The organism is Curtobacterium sp. NPDC086286, assembly GCF_044746255.1.
In the GTDB taxonomy this organism is placed as follows: Bacteria; Actinomycetota; Actinomycetes; order Actinomycetales; family Microbacteriaceae; genus Curtobacterium.
Map to the genome: position 1 here is coordinate 185477 of NZ_JBIVBW010000006.1, position 16273 is coordinate 201749.

General features: G+C 71.6%; 13 protein-coding genes and 1 pseudogene. 12 read left to right on the forward strand and 2 right to left on the reverse strand.

The genetic code is table 11. From position 1 onward, the window contains the following. Nucleotides 1-8 precede the first annotated feature (8 nt). The gene (locus tag ACIPKM_RS12620) at nucleotides 9-935 is read right to left on the reverse strand and encodes a LysR family transcriptional regulator (RefSeq protein WP_402736837.1); all 927 of its coding nucleotides are present in this window, start codon (nucleotides 933-935) and stop codon (nucleotides 9-11) included. 70 nt (nucleotides 936-1005) lie between these two features. Between ACIPKM_RS12620 and ACIPKM_RS12625 the strand changes: the two genes are divergently transcribed. The 4 genes from ACIPKM_RS12625 to ACIPKM_RS12640 all read left to right on the forward strand — a co-directional run bounded on the left by ACIPKM_RS12625 (nucleotide 1006) and on the right by ACIPKM_RS12640 (nucleotide 4604). After that, the gene (locus tag ACIPKM_RS12625) at nucleotides 1006-2055 is read left to right on the forward strand and encodes an aminotransferase class V-fold PLP-dependent enzyme (protein WP_402736838.1); all 1050 of its coding nucleotides are present in this window, start codon (nucleotides 1006-1008) and stop codon (nucleotides 2053-2055) included. Nucleotides 2056-2169: 114 nt separating this feature from the next. Next, complete coding sequence (locus tag ACIPKM_RS12630; protein ID WP_071294830.1) at nucleotides 2170-3555, forward strand: glycine--tRNA ligase; 1386 nt, start codon at nucleotides 2170-2172, stop codon at nucleotides 3553-3555. A gap of 147 nt (nucleotides 3556-3702) precedes the next feature. After that, complete coding sequence (locus ACIPKM_RS12635; RefSeq protein WP_402736839.1) at nucleotides 3703-4437, forward strand: DsbA family protein; 735 nt, start codon at nucleotides 3703-3705, stop codon at nucleotides 4435-4437. Then, nucleotides 4434-4604 carry a hypothetical protein gene (locus tag ACIPKM_RS12640; protein WP_175473623.1) on the forward strand — a complete coding sequence of 57 codons (171 nt, stop codon included), beginning with the start codon at nucleotides 4434-4436 and terminating at the stop codon, nucleotides 4602-4604. The genes ACIPKM_RS12635 and ACIPKM_RS12640 overlap by 4 nt, the downstream gene beginning before the upstream one ends. A 7-nt stretch (nucleotides 4605-4611) precedes the next feature. Here the strand turns inward: ACIPKM_RS12640 and ACIPKM_RS12645 are convergent, their stop codons facing one another. Next, the gene (locus ACIPKM_RS12645; RefSeq protein WP_402736840.1) at nucleotides 4612-5094 is read right to left on the reverse strand and encodes an aminoacyl-tRNA deacylase; all 483 of its coding nucleotides are present in this window, start codon (nucleotides 5092-5094) and stop codon (nucleotides 4612-4614) included. A gap of 47 nt (nucleotides 5095-5141) precedes the next feature. Here ACIPKM_RS12645 and dusB point away from each other — a divergent pair, with 47 nt between their 5' ends. From dusB to ACIPKM_RS12685, 8 genes and pseudogenes are all read left to right on the forward strand, one after another. Then, nucleotides 5142-6314, forward strand: a complete 1173-nt coding sequence (dusB, locus tag ACIPKM_RS12650) for a tRNA dihydrouridine synthase DusB (RefSeq protein ID WP_070418707.1) — start codon at nucleotides 5142-5144, stop codon at nucleotides 6312-6314. Beyond that, nucleotides 6311-7600: a deoxyguanosinetriphosphate triphosphohydrolase gene (locus tag ACIPKM_RS12655; protein ID WP_071294833.1), complete on the forward strand. Its 1290-nt coding sequence runs from the start codon at nucleotides 6311-6313 to the stop codon at nucleotides 7598-7600. The genes dusB and ACIPKM_RS12655 overlap by 4 nt, the downstream gene beginning before the upstream one ends. A 150-nt stretch (nucleotides 7601-7750) precedes the next feature. After that, on the forward strand, nucleotides 7751-9679 hold the full coding sequence (dnaG, locus tag ACIPKM_RS12660) for a DNA primase (protein ID WP_071301894.1): 1929 nt from the start codon (nucleotides 7751-7753) through the stop codon (nucleotides 9677-9679). 951 nt (nucleotides 9680-10630) lie between these two features. Next, nucleotides 10631-12247, forward strand: coding sequence for an ABC transporter substrate-binding protein (locus ACIPKM_RS12665; RefSeq protein WP_092387565.1), 1617 nt, complete (start codon nucleotides 10631-10633; stop codon nucleotides 12245-12247). Between the two features lie 243 nt (nucleotides 12248-12490). Next, nucleotides 12491-12589, forward strand: a pseudogene (locus ACIPKM_RS12670) (hypothetical protein); the annotation flags it as partial. Nucleotides 12590-12772: 183 nt separating this feature from the next. Then, nucleotides 12773-13438 carry an ABC transporter permease gene (locus ACIPKM_RS12675; RefSeq protein ID WP_374115159.1) on the forward strand — a complete coding sequence of 222 codons (666 nt, stop codon included), beginning with the start codon at nucleotides 12773-12775 and terminating at the stop codon, nucleotides 13436-13438. Nucleotides 13439-13440: 2 nt separating this feature from the next. Further along, nucleotides 13441-14436 carry an ABC transporter permease gene (locus ACIPKM_RS12680; RefSeq protein WP_070418711.1) on the forward strand — a complete coding sequence of 332 codons (996 nt, stop codon included), beginning with the start codon at nucleotides 13441-13443 and terminating at the stop codon, nucleotides 14434-14436. Next, nucleotides 14433-16151, forward strand: coding sequence for an ABC transporter ATP-binding protein (locus tag ACIPKM_RS12685; RefSeq protein WP_229085309.1), 1719 nt, complete (start codon nucleotides 14433-14435; stop codon nucleotides 16149-16151). The genes ACIPKM_RS12680 and ACIPKM_RS12685 overlap by 4 nt, the downstream gene beginning before the upstream one ends. The last annotated feature ends 122 nt before the right edge of the window (nucleotides 16152-16273 follow it).

Genomic DNA, 16273 nt, shown 5'->3' on the forward strand with positions numbered 1-16273 from the left:
CCTTCGGCTCAGCCGAGCAGGTGTGCCGCGCCGCGGACCGCGTCGAGCGCCGCGCGGACGCTCGGCACCCGGTCCGCGCCCCGTGCCACCACCACCTCGACGCGCCGCGCGAGCTCGTCGCTCGCCGGCGTGACCGAGACGCCGGGCGGCACCACGGTGGTCGTGAGCGCGAGGCGGGGGAGCAGGGCCACACCGAGGCCCGCCGCGACCAACCCGACGACCGCCGCGGCGTTGTCCGTCTCGAGGACGATGTCCGGGGTGAACCCGGAAGCGGCGCACGACGCGAGCAGGTGCCCTCGGCACCGCGGGCACCCGCCGATCCAGCGCGCCTCGCGGAAGGCGGCGAGGTCCGCGACCGCGTCGGCACCGTGCGCGGACCCGCTCAGTGCCGGGGCAGGCGTCACGAGGGCGAGCGGGTCGCGACCGAGCACCCGGGTCGTGAGCGTCGGGTCGGCGCCGACGTCGTCGCCCTGCAACGCGTGCGAGAACGTCAGCGCCACGTCCACCTCGCCGCGGCGGAGGAGCTCGACGGCCTCCGGCGGTTCGGCCTCGACGTACGAGGTCACCACGCCCGGGCTCGTGGCCGACATCGCGGCGAGCACCGGCGGCACGAGGGTCGACGACGCGCTCGGGAACCCGGCGATCCGCACCCGTCCGCGGGCGAGTCCGCCGACGGCGTCGAGGTCCTCCTGCGCTGCCGCGAGGGCCGCCTGCACGGCGAGGGCGTGGTCGGCGAGGACTCGTCCCGACTCGGTGAGCGTGACGCCGCGCGCTCCGCGGAGCACGAGCTCGTGGCCCGTCCGGCGTTCGGCGCGGGCGAGCAGCTGGCTCACCGCGGGCTGGCTGTACCCGAGGGCGGCGGCCGCGCGGCTGATCGAACCGGCGTCACGGACGGCGCGCAGCACGCGGAGGAGTTGGGGATCGAGGTCGTCCACAACGTCATGTTATGGGGGATCGAAGAAGCCTGCCCTGGTGTGATGGGCGACCCCGGGTCACCGTGGAGGCATGGACTCCTTCGTCGACGGCTCCGGCTACCTCGCTGCCTGCACCGCCGGACTCCCCACGCGCGGCACGCTCGCCGCCATGCGCGCCGACCTCGACGAGTGGGAGCACGCCGCGTCCACGCCGGTCGCCTACGGCGCGCTCGTCGAGGAGGGCCGCTCGCTCTTCGCGCGCATCGTCGGCGTCGATCGGGCCCGGGTCGCCACGGGGTCGCAGACGTCCGCCATGGTCGCGGTCGTCGCCGCTGCGCTGCCGGACGGCGCCGAGGTGGTGGTCCCCGACGGCGACTTCAGTTCGCTCGTGTTCCCGTTCCTCGCCCAGGCGCACCGCGGGGTCCGCGTCCGGAGCGTCCCGCTCGCCTCCCTCGCCGACGCGGTGCGGCCCGGGACGTCCCTCGTCGCCTGGTCCGCGGTGCAGTCGTCGAGCGGCGTCGTCACCGATCCGGGGCCGGTGCTCGAGGCGGCTCGGACCGTCGGCGCGCTCACGCTGTGCGACCTCACGCAGGCCGCCGGCGTGCTCCCGGTGGACGCGGCCCCGTTCGACGTGACCGTCACGCACGCGTACAAGTGGCTGTGCGCGCCGCGCGGGGTCGCCTTCTCGACGTTCTCGGACGCCGCGCTCGAACGGCTCCGCCCCGTGCAGGCCGGGTGGTACGCGGGCGCCGACGTGTGGGCGTCCTGCTACGGCCCCGCGATGCGGCTCGCCGACGACGCGCGTCGGTTCGACGTCTCGCCGGCGTGGCAGGCATGGCCGGGCGCGGTGGCTGCGCTCCGGCACGTCGCCGCGCTCGATGCGACGTCGTCCTGGAGGCACGCCACGCGTCTCACGGACCGGCTCGCCGACACGCTCGGGTCACCTCGGAGCGGTCAGGCGATCACGACGTTCGCGGACGCCGACGGCGCGGCCCTCCGGGCCCTCGCGGCAGCCGGGATCACCGCGAGCGGGCGGGCCGGTCGGCTCCGGCTGGCGTTCCACCTCTGGAACGACGAGGACGACGTGACGCGCGTGGCGGACGCGCTGGGCGCGGTGGACGGCTTCAGACCGGAGGGGTGAGGCCCGTTCTCCACAGGCACCGCGCCTCCCGTCCGCCGAGGCGCGTGGGGCCGGTACGCTTGCCCGGTACGTTTCCGAACCGGGCACCCAGCTCGGCGACCTCTGGAGCATCCCTTGGCACAGTCCTCCCGTCTCGACAGCGTCATCGCCCTGGCCAAGGGCCGTGGCTTCGTCTTCCAGTCGGGGGAGATCTACGGCGGATCGCGCTCCGCGTGGGACTACGGGCCCCTCGGCGTCGAGCTGAAGGAGAACATCAAGCGGCAGTGGTGGCAGCGGTTCGTCCGCGGCCGCGGTGACATGGTCGGCCTCGACTCGGCCGTGATCCTGCCGCGCAAGGTGTGGGAGGCGTCCGGGCACGTCGCGACCTTCACCGACCCGCTCGTCGAGTGCCTGCACTGCCACCACCGGTTCCGCGAAGACCACCTCATCGAGGCGTTCGTGGCGAAGAAGGACCGGCAGCCCGAGGGTGGCATGGCCGAGATCGCGTGCCCGAACTGCGGCACCCGCGGCCAGTGGACCGAGCCGCGCGAGTTCTCCGGCATGCTCAAGACCTACCTCGGCCCGGTCGAGTCGGAAGAGGGCCTGAACTTCCTCCGCCCCGAGACCGCGCAGGGCATCTTCGTGGACTTCGCGCAGGTCGTGACGACCAGCCGCATGAAGCCCCCGTTCGGCATCGGCCAGGTCGGCAAGGCCTTCCGCAACGAGATCACGCCCGGCAACTTCATCTTCCGGACGCGCGAGTTCGAGCAGATGGAGATCGAGTACTTCGTGCCGCCGGCATCCGCGCAGGAGCACTACGAGCAGTGGATCGCCGACTCGGTCGCGTTCTTCACCGACCTCGGCATCGACCCGGAGAACCTGCGGCGCTTCGACGTCCCGGACGGGGAACGCGCGCACTACTCCGACGCCACCGCCGACATCGAGTACCGCTTCGGGTTCGCGGGCACCGAGTGGGGCGAGCTCATGGGCGTCGCGAACCGCACGGACTTCGACCTCAACAACCACATCGAGTCCTCCGGCAAGGACCTCCGGTACTTCGACCAGGCCGCGAACGAGAAGTACGTGCCGTACGTCATCGAGCCGTCGTTCGGTCTGACCCGTGCGCTCATGGCGTTCCTGCTCGACGCCTACCACGAGGACGAGGCGCCGAACGCGAAGGGCGGCGTCGACAAGCGCACGGTCCTGCGGCTCGACCCGCGGCTCGCTCCGGTCAAGGCCGCCGTCCTGCCGCTGTCCCGCAACGAGCAGCTGTCGCCGGTGGCGCGCGGCCTCGCGGACGACCTGCGCAAGTACTGGAACGTGGACTTCGACGACGCGGGGGCGATCGGCCGTCGCTACCGTCGCCACGACGAGATCGGCACGCCGTTCTGCATCACGGTGGACTTCGACACGCTCGAGGACAAGGCCGTGACGGTGCGCGAGCGCGACACGATGTCGCAGGAGCGGGTGGCGCTCGACCAGCTGCAGGGGTACCTCGCGGCGCGGTTGCTCGGCGCGTAGGCGCGGCGCGGCCGGCGCGGCCGTTCGCACAACCAAAGGCACCCCGAACCACGCTGTGCGCGGCGCGGGGTGCTTATGGTTGTGCGCCGCGCCCGCCGCTCCCGGCAGCGCGGGAATGCGGCTGCGGCGGCCCCGGTTGCGACCAGCATGAACGACTCTGTGAAGGTCGATGTCTGGTCGGACATCGCCTGCCCCTGGTGCTACATCGGCAAGCGGAAGTTCGAGGCCGGCGTCGCCGCCTTCGCCTCGCCCCCGAACGGCGCCCCGGTCGAGGTCGAGTACCACTCCTTCGAGCTCAGCCCCGACACCCCCGTGGACTTCGAGGGCACCGAGGCCGAGTTCCTCTCCGGCCACAAGGGCATGCCCGTCGAGCAGGCGCAGCAGATGCTCGACCAGGTCTCCGGCATCGCCGCGAGCGTGGGCCTCGACTACGACTTCGAGTCGATGCACCACACCAACACGGTGAAGGCGCACCAGGTCATCCACCTGGCGAAGGAGCAGGGCAAGCAGCTCGAGATGGTCGAGCGCCTCTTCGCCGCCTACTTCGAGCGCGGTGAGCACGTCGGCCAGGACGAGTCGCTGGCGTCCCTCGCGGCCGAGGTCGGTCTCGACCCGGACGAGGTCCGCGCCACGCTCCGCGACGACTCGCAGCTCGCGGCCGTCCGCGCCGACCAGGCGCAGGCGCAGTCGTACGGCATCAACGGCGTCCCGTTCTTCGTCATCGACGGCAAGTACGGCGTGTCCGGCGCGCAGGACCCGGCTGCGTTCGAGCAGGTGCTGACGCAGGTCGTCGCCCTCCGCGGGTCGACCCCGTCGGACGTCGCCGAGGCCGAGCAGCGGTCCGCCGAGGACGCGGCAGCAGACGCGGAGGCGACCCGATGACGGACGTCCGCGTCGACGGCTCGGCCGAGCCGCGCCTCCAGTCCGACGGCCAGGAGGCGCGACCCGCCCTGCTCACGCTCGTCACGCCCGGCGGTGCGCCGGTCTGCGAGGGCGACTCGTGCTTCGTGCCCGGCGCCGAGGGCGTCTGGACCGAGGTCCCCGACTGAGCGGGTGCTAGCGGACGGGCTCCTCGTCGGTGATGTCGGCGACCGTCGCGCCGTACGCCGCGACCAGGTCATCGGCGTCGACGAAGGCGCTCGCGCCGTGCCGACCGGCGCCGAGGGCGACCCGGCGTCCGAGGATCCGTTCGTCGGCGTAGACCGGCAGGTCGCCGGTCGCGCCGATGGGCGTGATGGTGCCGCGTTCGTAGCCGGAGGCCTCGAGCGCGGTGGCGGCGTCGGGCATCGAGAGCTTGTTGACGCCGACGACGGTGCGGAGCTTCTTCCAGGCGATGGCACGGCCACCGGGCACGAGGGCGAGCAGGAAGCCGCCGTCGTGCCGCTTCACGACGAGGGTCTTCACGACGTCGCCGGGCTCGATGCCGAGCAGTGCGGCTGCCCCGTGCAGGGAGTCCGCGGCGGGTCGCTCGACCACGTCGACCCGGAGCCGTCGGGCCCGTGCGTCGGCGTCGAACCTGGTGATGGCGTCGGTCGTCATGTGGAGAACGCTACCGGCGTGCACCGACGTGGGAAGATGGGAGACGTATGACGATCACTGACGCACCCGGGACGGCGACCCGTCCGGCGAAGCCCCTGCGCATCGGCCCCATCGAGGTCGACGTGCCGGTCGTGCTCGCGCCGATGGCGGGCATCACGAACATGGCCTACCGCCGGCTCTGCCGCGAGTACGGCGCCGGCTTGTACGTGTGCGAGATGATCACCTCGCGCGCGCTCGTCGAACGGACCCCCGTGTCGATGCAGCTCATCCAGCACCACGAGTCCGAGACCCCGCGGTCGATCCAGCTGTACGGCGTCGAGCCGAACACGGTGGCCGAGGCGGCGACGATCCTCGTGGGCGAGGACCGCGCCGACCACATCGACCTCAACTTCGGGTGCCCCGTGCCGAAGGTCACGCGCAAGGGCGGGGGAGCGGCCCTGCCCTGGAAGCTCGACCTCTTCAAGGAACTCGTCACGAAGACGGTCCGCGCCGCCGGGGACGTGCCCGTCACCGTGAAGATGCGCAAGGGCATCGACGGCGACCACCTCACGTACCTCGACGCCGCCCGCATCGCGCGGGACGCCGGCGTCGCGGCCGTCTCCCTGCACGCCCGCACCGCCAACGAGCACTACTCGGGCCACGCGGACTGGTCGGCGATCGCGACGCTGAAGGAGACCATCACCGACATCCCGGTGCTCGGCAACGGCGACATCTGGTCCGCTGCCGACGCGCTCCGCATGGTCGACGAGACCGGGGCGGACGGCGTCGTCGTCGGGCGCGGGTGTCTCGGCCGGCCGTGGCTGTTCGGCGACCTCGCGGCGGCGTTCCGCGGCGAGGGGCTGCGCTACATGCCGTCCCTCGGCGAGGTGGCGGTGGCGTTCAAGCGGCACGCCGAACTGCTCGTCGAGTTCTTCGGCAGCGAGGAGCACGGCTGCCGCGACGTCCGGAAGCACGTCGCCTGGTACTTCAAGGGGTACCCGATCGGCGGCGACGTCCGGTCCGGGCTCGCGATGGCGTCCAGCCTGCAGGAGATCGACGACCTGCTCGGGCAGCTCGACCACGACGCTCCGTACCCCGGTGCCGACGCCGAGGGGCCCCGAGGTCGTGCGGGCCACCCGAAGCGCACCGCCCTGCCCGACCGCTGGCTCGAGTCGCGCGACGTCGACAGCGAGTTCCGCAAGGTCCTCGCCGCCGCCGAGCTGCACCACAGCGGCGGATGAGCGCCACGAGTTCGTACGGGCCGGCCGACGCCGAACGCTGGCTGCCCGAGACCCACGGCAACCGTCGGTCCGACTTCGCCCGTGACCGCGCCCGGCTCCTGCACTCGAGCGCGCTCCGACGGCTCGCCGCGAAGACCCAGGTGCTCAGTCCGACGACCGGGCTCGACTTCGCCCGGAACCGCCTGACGCACTCGCTCGAGGTCGCCCAGGTCGGCCGCGAGCTCGCCGACTCGCTCGGCCTCGACCCCGACGTCGTAGACACCGCCTGCCTCGCGCACGACATCGGGCACCCGCCGTTCGGCCACAACGGCGAGACGGCCGTGAACGCGTGGGCGGCGGGCATCGGCGGGTTCGAGGGGAACGCGCAGACGCTGCGGCTCCTCACCCGGCTCGAGCCGAAGGTGTACGGCGCCGAGCCCGAGGACCACCGTCCGTACGGGCTCAACCTCACGCGGGCATCGCTCGACGCCAGCTGCAAGTACCCGTGGCCGGCAGCCCAGGGCGTGTCCGAGGCGTCGTCCGGCCGCACCAAGTTCGGCTTCTACGACGACGACCACGACGCGTTCGAGTGGCTCCGTGCCGGTGCTCCCCGTCGGCAGCGCTGCATCGAGGCGCAGGTCATGGACCTCTCGGACGACATCGCGTACTCGGTGCACGACTTCGAGGACGCCGTCGTCGCGGGCTTCATCGACGTCGCTGCACTGGGCGACCGCGTCGGCGAGAACGACATCGTGTCGGCCATGCACGCCTGGGTCGGCTCGGACCTCAGCCGCGACGAGCTGCTCGAGGCGTTCGACCGGCTCCGCTCGTTGCCGCTGTGGATGACCTCCTACGACGGGTCGCGACGAGACCTGGCGCGGCTGAAGAACCTCACCTCGCAGCTGATCGGTCGGTTCGCGCGGACGGCGACCGCGGCGACGCGGGAGTCCTACGCCTCGGGCTCCCTCGTGCGCTTCGCGGCGTCGGTCGTGACCCCGCCCGAGATCATCGGAGAGATCGCCGTGCTGAAGGGCATCGTCGCGGCGTTCGTCATGACGCAGGGCGATCGACAGCCGGTGTACGAGGACCAGCGGCGCATCCTGACCGAGCTCCTCGACGCCCTGGCGGCGAGCGGCAGCGCCGACCTCGAGCCGGGCTTCGCGGCGGACTGGCGTGCTGCGTCCGACGACGCCGGGCGGTTGCGGGCCGTGGTCGACCAGGTGGCGAGCCTGACCGACCAGGGCGCGCTGGCGTGGCACAAGCGGCTCGTGGTCGGGGACCGCGAGACGGTGCACATCCCGGTCTGACGGTCGGGCCCGGGTCACGTGCGCTTCGCCCTGGCCGCGACCCGCGGCGGGGCGGCGCCGGCGGGGCGGGGCCGAGCCGCGCCTCCTGGCCGTTGTCCACAGGTCTCGTGACGGTCGGCCGACGTCGGTCGCACGAACTAGGATCGAGGGGTGGCTGGGAGGATCGCGCGGAACGACATCGACGAGGTCCGCTCGCGTGTCAACATCGCCGACGTCGTCGGCGACTACGTGACCCTGAAGTCCGCCGGGGTGGGCTCGTTGAAGGGCCTCTGCCCCTTCCACGACGAACGCTCCCCGTCGTTCCACGTCCGTCCCCAGGTCGGGCGGTACCACTGCTTCGGCTGCGGCGAGGACGGCGACGTCTTCGACTTCGTCATCAAGCAGGACCACACGACCTTCCAGGAAGCCGTCGAGCGGATGGCCGCGAAGATCGGCTTCACGCTCCACTACGAAGAGGGCGACGGCCCCCGCACCGACTACAACGCCCGCGCGCGGCTCATCGCCGCGAACGAGGCGGCGCAGCAGTTCTACACCGCGCAGCTCACGACGGCGGCGGCCGAGCCGGCCCGGCAGTTCCTCGGTGAGCGCGGGTTCGACCCCGCGGCGGCACAGCACTTCGGCGTCGGCTTCGCCCCGAAGTCGTACGACGCACTGCGGGACCACCTGCGCGGTCGTGGGTTCTCGCTCGAGGAGATCGTCTCCGCCGGACTCGTCAGCCAGGGCGACCGGTCGCCGTACGACCGGTTCCGCGGGCGCCTCATGTGGCCGATCCGCGACGTCACCGGGGCGACGATCGGCTTCGGTGCGCGGCGGCTGCTCGAGGACGACAAGGGCCCCAAGTACCTCAACACGCCCGAGACCCCGATCTACCACAAGAGCCAGGTGCTCTACGGGCTCGACCTCGCCCGGCGCGACATCTCGAAGCAGAAGCAGGTCGTGATCGTCGAGGGGTACACCGACGTCATGGCGTGCCACCTCGCCGGCATCACCACCGCGGTCGCCACCTGCGGCACGTCGTTCGGCGTCGACCACATCAAGGTGCTCCGGCCGATGCTCGGCGACTCGGCCAGCCGCGACCTCTCGCAGCTCGGCAACATCGTCTTCACGTTCGACCCGGACGAGGCCGGGCAGCGCGCTGCCTCGCGGGCGTTCGCGGAAGAGAGCCGCTTCGCGTCGCAGACCTACGTCGCGGTCGCGCCGGGCGGGCTCGACCCGTGCGACCTCCGGCTGGCGCGGGGCGACGCCGCGGTCACGCGCCTCATCGAGACGAAGCGCCCGATGTTCGAGTTCATCATCCGTCGCCGGCTCGCCGCGCACGACATCGAGACGGCCGAGGGGCGCGTCGCCGGCCTCCGCGACGCCGCACCGGTCGTCGCGGGCATCCGCGACCGGACGCTCGCGACGGCGTACACGCGCGAGACCGCCAAGTGGCTCGGCCTCGACATCCCCGAGGTGCGTCGCGCGGTCGAGAACGCCCGGCAGCGCGCGGGCGCGTCGACGACCGACCACCGCTCAGGAGGCGCGGCTCCAGCCACGCACGCCGGCTCCGGTGGCGAGGCGGTCGCCGTCCCGGACGAGCCCGTGGCCGGGCTCCGACTCCTGCCGAGCGACCCGATCACCCGCATGGAGCGCGATGCCGTGATGGCGATGGTGCAGCAACCCGGGCACGTCGGAGCGCCGCTCCTCGGGTTGGCGGCGGCCGCGACCTTCTCGGCGCCGATGCTGTCCGTCGTGCGGGACGCCGTCGTGGCGAACGTCGACGCGATCGGCGCGGGGGACTGGCTCGAACGGTTGCTGCAGGACGTGCCGGGGCCGTTCCGTGGCCTCGTGCAGGAGCTCGCGCTCGCACCGATCCCGGCCCGCACCGACGAGGACCTGGCCATCTACGCGCGGAGCATCGTCGTCGCGTTGGTGGAGCGGGACCTGCTCGCGCGGAAGGCATCGCTGCTCGGGCAGTTGCAGCGGGCGGACCCGACGGAGCAGGCCGATCGGCGGGCGGAGATCCAGCGGCAGCTCGTGGACATCGACGCGCAGCGGATGCGGTTGCGCGCGGACGCCGAGGCGGCGGCGAACCCGTAGGCGGGTCGCGGCGCCCACCTGGCTGCCGTGCGGTCGGACGCCCGTGGTCGCCCGCGGTCGCCCGCGCGGGGTCGTTCGCCTGGGGTCGCCCGCGCGGGGTCGTTCGCCGAGGTCGCACGACGCGCCGCGTGCGTGTCGCCGAGGTCGCACGAACGGCCGATCGGTAGCGCTCGGAGCGGCACTTCGTGCGACCTCGGGCCAGGGGCCAGCCACGCGCACGGGGTGGACCCGCGTGCGGTGGACGTGACCGGAGCGTCACCGGGGGATGCGGTGCGGACTGGTGCCGCGCCTCCAGGGTGCCGAGATCGCACGACGCGCCGCGTGCGTGTCGCCGAGGTCGCACGAACGGCCGGCGAGGCCGCCCGCGGACGGCACTTCGCGCGACCTCGGCGCTGCCGGCCGGCACGGTCGCAGGCTGGCGACGCCGAGCGGGCGGGACGCGCCGCGTGCCGGGCGGCGAGCGGGCGGAACATGCCGCATGCCGGGCGTGAGGGGTGTGCATTTCGCCCGCTCGCGACCCGGCGAACCCGGCGAGCCCGGCGAACCCGCCGGATCGCCGACGGCGACCGCGAGCGGGCGGAGCACGCTGCTCGCCGGGCGCGAGCGGTGCGGACATCGCCCGCTCGCGCGCCGGGGCGCCGGAGCGCCCGCCGGATGCCAGGCGCGAGCGGTGCGGACATCGCCCGCTCGCGCGCCGGGGCGCCGGGGCGCCGGCGGGGCCGGCAGAGCCGCGCGTTGCACCGCGCAACAATCCTGCGCGACGCGCCGGCCGGACACGCACGGATGATGCAACACGCGACGCGACCGTGCATTACAGCGGTGTAAACAAATCTCCCTCGGTTCGTGCAGTTCCGTGACAGGGTGATAGCAATGAGCGTTCCTGGCCGGGCACACAGTCGATCCACCTCCGGCCCAGGACCCTTGCATTCATCACCAAGAGAGGCATCGGACATGGCATCCGTGACCAAGTGGGGCAAGCGCGGCATCGCGCTCGGCGCCGGAGTGGCAGCGACGGCGCTGGTGCTCAGCGGCTGCGCGAGCAGCAGCGTGAGCGACACCGCCCTGAACGGCATCAGCATCGGGACGACCGACAAGATCACGTCGCTCGACCCGGCGGGCTCGTACGACAACGGCTCGTTCGCCGTGCAGAACCAGGTCTTCCCGTTCCTGATGAACACGCCGGTGGGCAGCCCCGACGTCAAGCCGGACATCGCGACCAAGGGCGAGTTCACGAACGACACCACGTACACGGTGACGCTCAAGAAGGGCCTGAAGTTCGCGAACGGGAACGACCTCACGTCGAGCGACGTGAAGTTCTCGTTCGAGCGCGAGCTGAAGATCAACAACGAGAACGGGCCGCAGTCCCTGCTCGCCAACCTCAAGAGCATCGACACGCCGGACGACACGACGGTCGTGTTCAACCTCGACCACGCCGACCAGACCTGGCCGCAGGTGCTCTCCAGCCCCGCCGGCCCGATCGTCGACGAGCAGGTCTTCTCGGCCGACAAGCTCACGCCGGCTGCGGACATCGTCAAGGGCAAGGCGTTCGCCGGGCAGTACTCGATCAGCTCCTACAAGGAGAACGACACGATCCAGTACAAGGCGAACAAGAACTACGACGGCCTCCTGGGCAAGCCGAAGACCGACGAGGTCACGGCGAGCTACTACACCAAGGAGACCGACCTCAAGCTCGCCGTCCAGAAGGGTGACGTCGACGTCGCCTACCGCTCGCTGACGCCGACCGACATCGCCGACCTCCGCAAGGACGACAAGGTGAAGGTCACCGACGGCCCCGGCGGTGAGATCCGCTACCTGGTCTTCAACTTCAACACGCAGCCGTTCGGCGCGAAGCAGTCGGACGCCGACGAGACGAAGGCCCTGGCCGTACGCCAGGCCGTGGCGGACGTCGTCGACCGCGAGAAGCTCGCCAAGGACGTCTACAACGACACCTACTCGCCGCTCTACTCGATGGTGCCGGACGGCCTCACCGGTGCCGCGAAGCCCTTCGAGGAGCTCTACGGCGACGGCGACGGCGGCGCGGACGTCGACAAGGCGAAGGAGACCCTGTCGAAGGCGGGCGTCACCGGCAAGGTGCAGCTCGACATCCAGTACGCACCGGACCACTACGGTTCGACGTCGGACGACGAGTACGCCGAGCTCAAGACCCAGCTCGAGAACTCCGGCCTGTTCACCGTGAACATCCAGTCGACGGTCTACACGACCTACGCACAGGAGCGCACGAAGGACGCCTACCCGGTGTACCAGCTCGGCTGGTTCCCGGACTTCTCGGACGCCGACAACTACCTGTCGCCGTTCTTCACGAAGGACAATTTCGTGCAGAACCACTACGACGACCCGACGATCCAGCAGCTCATCTCCGAGGAGCAGCAGGAGTCCGACAAGGACAAGCGCGCCGACCTCATCGAGCAGGCGCAGGAGCGTGAGGCGACGCAGATCTCGACGCTGCCGCTGCTGCAGGGCAAGTCGGTCGCCGTCGCGGCCAAGGACGTCAAGGGCCTGACCCTCGACTCCTCGTACAAGTTCCGGTACGCGACCCTCTCCAAGTAAGCCCGGCTCCGGTCCACGGGGGCGTTCCCACGAGGAGCGCCCCCGTGACCGCGTCCCCAACGGCACCGAAAGGCACCCGTCCCCGTGACCCTCAGCACCCCAGAGGCGAGCTCGGAACTGGCCACCGACCCCACCAAGCCCGAGGCACAGCGCAGTGCCAAGAGCAGCGGCGGCGGACTCGGCCGGTACGTCCTCGTCCGGTTCCTCCTCATCTTCCCGACCGTCTTCATCCTGGTGACGCTCGTGTTCTTCCTGATGCGCGTCATCGGGAACCCGATCACCGCATCGGTCGGCGGCCGACTCACGCCGTCCCAGCTGCAGGAACGCCTGCACGCCGCGGGCTACGACCGCCCGGTCTTCGTCCAGTACATCGAGTACCTCGGCAACATCGTCCGCGGCGACTTCGGCACGACGGCCACCGACAACCGGCCGATCACCGAGATCATCGTCACGTACGGCGGCGCGACCGCCGAGCTCGTCTTCTACGCGCTCATCGTCGCGCTGCTGCTCGGCATCCCGCTCGGCATGCTCGCCGCGTACATGCGCGACAAGTGGCCGGACGTCCTGTTCCGCGCGCTCGCGATCCTCACCTACGCGACGCCGGTGTTCTTCGGCGGCCTGCTGCTCAAGCTCGTCTTCTCGGTGTGGCTCGGCTGGCTCCCGCTCGGCGACCGCGCGTCCACGCGGGTGTCGCTCGTCCTCGACAACATCCAGGGCGCGACGGGCATCTACCTCATCGACGCCCTGCGCACCGGCAACGCCCAGATCATCGGGGACGTGCTGGCGCACGCCGTCCTGCCGGCACTGACCCTGGGGCTCCTCACCGCCGGCATCTTCCTGCGCCTGGTGCGCGCGAACATGATCGGGACGCTCGGTTCCGAGTACGTCGACGCGGCCCGCTCGCGCGGCGTTCGGGAGGCGCGGCTCGTCCGGACGCACGCGTTCCGTCCCGCCCTCGTGCCGATCATCACGGTGATGGGACTCCAGATCGCCATGCTCCTGGGCGGTTCCGTCCTCACCGAGACCACCTTCGGGTGGCGCGGGCTCGGCTTCGAGCTCAACCAGTACCTGTCGGCCCGCGACTTCGTCGCGGTCCAGGGCATCGTCGCGATGCTCGCGGTGATCGTCGCGGTGACGAACTTCATCGTGGACGTCGTCGCGGCCCTCATCGACCCGAGAGTGAGGTTCTAGAGATGGCTGACACCTCCCTCGTCGACCGCCACGAGCCGCTCTGGAAGCGGCTGCCCGTCGTGCTGCAGCTCCGCCGGAGCACGGGCTGGCAGCGCGCCATGCTCATCACCGGCGTGGTCATCTGCGCGCTGTACCTCCTCGTCGCGATCGCCGCGCCGCTCATCGCCCCGTACGGCTTCGGCCAGCTGCAGGGCGCCGACGGGCAGAGCTTCCCGCGCACCGGTGCACCGAGCGCCACGCACATCTGGGGCACGACCGTCGGCGGCTTCGACGTCTTCAGCCGCGTCGTCTACGGCGCCCGGACCGCGGTGCTCGTGGTCATCGTGGCCGTCGTCGTGTCGATCATCATCGGCGTCCTGCTCGGCATGGTCTCCGGTTACATCGGCGGCTGGCTCGACCGGATCCTCGTCGTCGTGGCGGACGCGATCTACGCGTTCCCCTCGCTGCTCCTCGCCATCGTGGTGTCGATCGTCATCTCGGGCGGCAACTCGAGCTACTCGGGCGGCATCATCGCCGCGGCGATCTCGATCACGGTCGTGTACGTCCCGCAGTACTTCCGGGTCGTCCGCGCCGAGGCCGTGCGGCTCAAGAACGAGGCGTTCGTCGAGTCCGCGCGGGTGATGGGCACGAACCCGTGGCGCATCATGACCCGGCACGTCCTCCGGAACTCGACGCGATCCCTCCCGCTGATCCTCACGCTGAACGCGAGCGACGCGATCCTGACGCTCGCGGGCCTCGGGTTCCTGGGCTTCGGCATCGGCCCGACCAGCGGCGCGGAGTGGGGCTACGACCTCAGCCGCGCGCTGTCCGACGTCGCGAGCGGCGTCTGGTGGACCGGCGTCTTCCCGGGTGTCGCGATCGTGGTGCTCGTCCTCGGCGTGACGTTCATCGGCGAGAGCCTCAACGACATCTCCGACCCGCGCCTGCGTGCGCGACGCCGGCTCAAGCAGCTGGTGTCCCGCAAGCAGACGGCCAGCACGGAAGGGGCGACCGCATGACGGACGCGACCAACCAGTCCCGCGCCTCCACGCGCCTCCAGGCCGGCGACACCACGACGGAACCGGTCGTCGTCGTCGACGACCTGACCGTCACCTTCGCGACCGACGGCGGTGCCGTCGACGCGGTCAAGGGCGTCAGCATCGACGTCCGCCCCGGCGAGGTCCTCGCCCTCGTCGGCGAGTCCGGCTCGGGCAAGTCCGTCACGGCGCGGAGCATCCTGCGCCTCATGCCGGAGACGGCGACGCTCGGCGGTGCGGTGTTCCTCGACGGCACGGACGTCGTGACCGTCGGCGCGCAGAAGCTCCGGAGCCTGCGTGGCACCGCCGGCGCGATGGTGTTCCAGGAGCCCTCCACGGCGCTGAACCCGGTCTTCACGGTCGGGTGGCAGATCGCCGAGGGGCTCCGGGCCCACGGCGGCGTCTCCGCGAAGGAGGCCCGCGCGAAGGCGATCGACTACCTCCGGCGCGTCGGCATCCCCGATCCCGAGACCCGGGTCGACCACTACCCGCACCAGTTCTCCGGCGGTCAGAAGCAGCGCGTCGTCATCGCGAGCGCGCTCGCCCTCGAACCGTCGGTGATCATCGCCGACGAACCGACCACCGCCCTCGACGTGACGGTCCAGGCGGAGATCCTCGACCTGCTCCGCCGGTGCCGCGACGAGTTCGGCGCGGCGATCGTCATCATCACGCACAACATGGGCGTCGTCGCCGACCTGGCGGACCGCGTCGCCGTGATGTACCAGGGCGAGGTCGTCGAGGAGGCCCCGGTCGCCGAGCTGTTCGCGGCGCCGCAGGCCGACTACACGAAGCGCCTGCTCGCCGCCGTGCCGCGGCTCGAGGCCTCCACCGGGGTCGCCCGCCGTGCGGCGATCAGTGACGACGTCGAGCCGCTCGTCCGCGCACGCGGGCTCGAGATCGAGTACCCGGGCCGGCTCGGGTCGCACGCGTTCAAGGCGGTCAAGGGCGTCGACCTCGACATCCGTCCCGGCGAGGTCCTCGGCCTCGTGGGGGAGTCCGGCTCCGGCAAGACGACCATCGGCCGCGCGATCGCCGGTCTGACGAAGATCACCGGCGGCTCGCTCGAGGTGCTCGGAACCGAGATGCTCGGGTACCGCGAACGCGACTTCAAGCGGCACCGCAAGGACATCGGGTTCGTCTTCCAGGACCCGGCGACCTCGTTCAACCCGCTGCTCACGATCTCGGAGTGCGTCGCCGAACCGCTCGTCGTGCACGGCGAGGTGTCGAGCCCGCGTGCCGCCCGGAAGCGTGTCGGCGAGCTGCTCGAGGCCGTGCAGCTCCCGGCGGCCTACGGCGACCGGTACCCGCACGAGCTGTCCGGCGGCCAGCGGCAGCGTGCGTCGCTCGCGCGGTCGCTCGCGCTCCGGCCGAAGCTCCTCATCGCCGACGAACCGACGAGTGCGCTCGACGTGTCCGTCCAGGCGCGCGTGCTCGAGCTGTTCCTCGAGCTGCAGCAGGACCTCGGGTTCGCATCGCTGTTCATCAGCCACGACCTCGCCGTGGTCGGCGCGCTCTCCGACCGGATCGCCGTGCTCTACCGCGGCGACCTGGTCGAGACGGGCACCACGGCCGAGGTCCTCGGCTCGCCGCAGCACCCGTACACGCAGCGTCTCCTGGCGTCACTCCCGGTGCCGGATCCGGCGGAACAGGCGGAGCGACGGCGTACGCTTGTGGAACTGGAGAACGCCGGGTCCTGACCCGACGCGACCACTCCCGGAGGCGCGGCTGACGTCGACGACGCACGCCGCGCCTCCTGGGCGGTCACCTCCACCGCAACACGCACGACGGTCGGTGCAGCCCGGTCCGTCGCGAACCGCCG

What these genes read in the sequence shown, in the direction of transcription:
- ACIPKM_RS12645 (WP_402736840.1), bottom strand. Translation starts at nt 5,094, where the DNA reads ATGACGACCGACGCCATCACCAGGTTCGACGCCGACGCACGGGCCCGA.
- ACIPKM_RS12680 (WP_070418711.1), top strand. Translation starts at nt 13,441, where the DNA reads ATGGCTGACACCTCCCTCGTCGACCGCCACGAGCCGCTCTGGAAGCGG.
- ACIPKM_RS12640 (WP_175473623.1), top strand. Translation starts at nt 4,434, where the DNA reads ATGACGGACGTCCGCGTCGACGGCTCGGCCGAGCCGCGCCTCCAGTCC.
- ACIPKM_RS12625 (WP_402736838.1), top strand. Translation starts at nt 1,006, where the DNA reads ATGGACTCCTTCGTCGACGGCTCCGGCTACCTCGCTGCCTGCACCGCC.
- ACIPKM_RS12685 (WP_229085309.1), top strand. Translation starts at nt 14,433, where the DNA reads ATGACGGACGCGACCAACCAGTCCCGCGCCTCCACGCGCCTCCAGGCC.
- dusB (WP_070418707.1), top strand. Translation starts at nt 5,142, where the DNA reads ATGACGATCACTGACGCACCCGGGACGGCGACCCGTCCGGCGAAGCCC.
- ACIPKM_RS12635 (WP_402736839.1), top strand. Translation starts at nt 3,703, where the DNA reads ATGAACGACTCTGTGAAGGTCGATGTCTGGTCGGACATCGCCTGCCCC.
- ACIPKM_RS12655 (WP_071294833.1), top strand. Translation starts at nt 6,311, where the DNA reads ATGAGCGCCACGAGTTCGTACGGGCCGGCCGACGCCGAACGCTGGCTG.
- ACIPKM_RS12675 (WP_374115159.1), top strand. Translation starts at nt 12,773, where the DNA reads ATGCTCGCCGCGTACATGCGCGACAAGTGGCCGGACGTCCTGTTCCGC.
- ACIPKM_RS12665 (WP_092387565.1), top strand. Translation starts at nt 10,631, where the DNA reads ATGGCATCCGTGACCAAGTGGGGCAAGCGCGGCATCGCGCTCGGCGCC.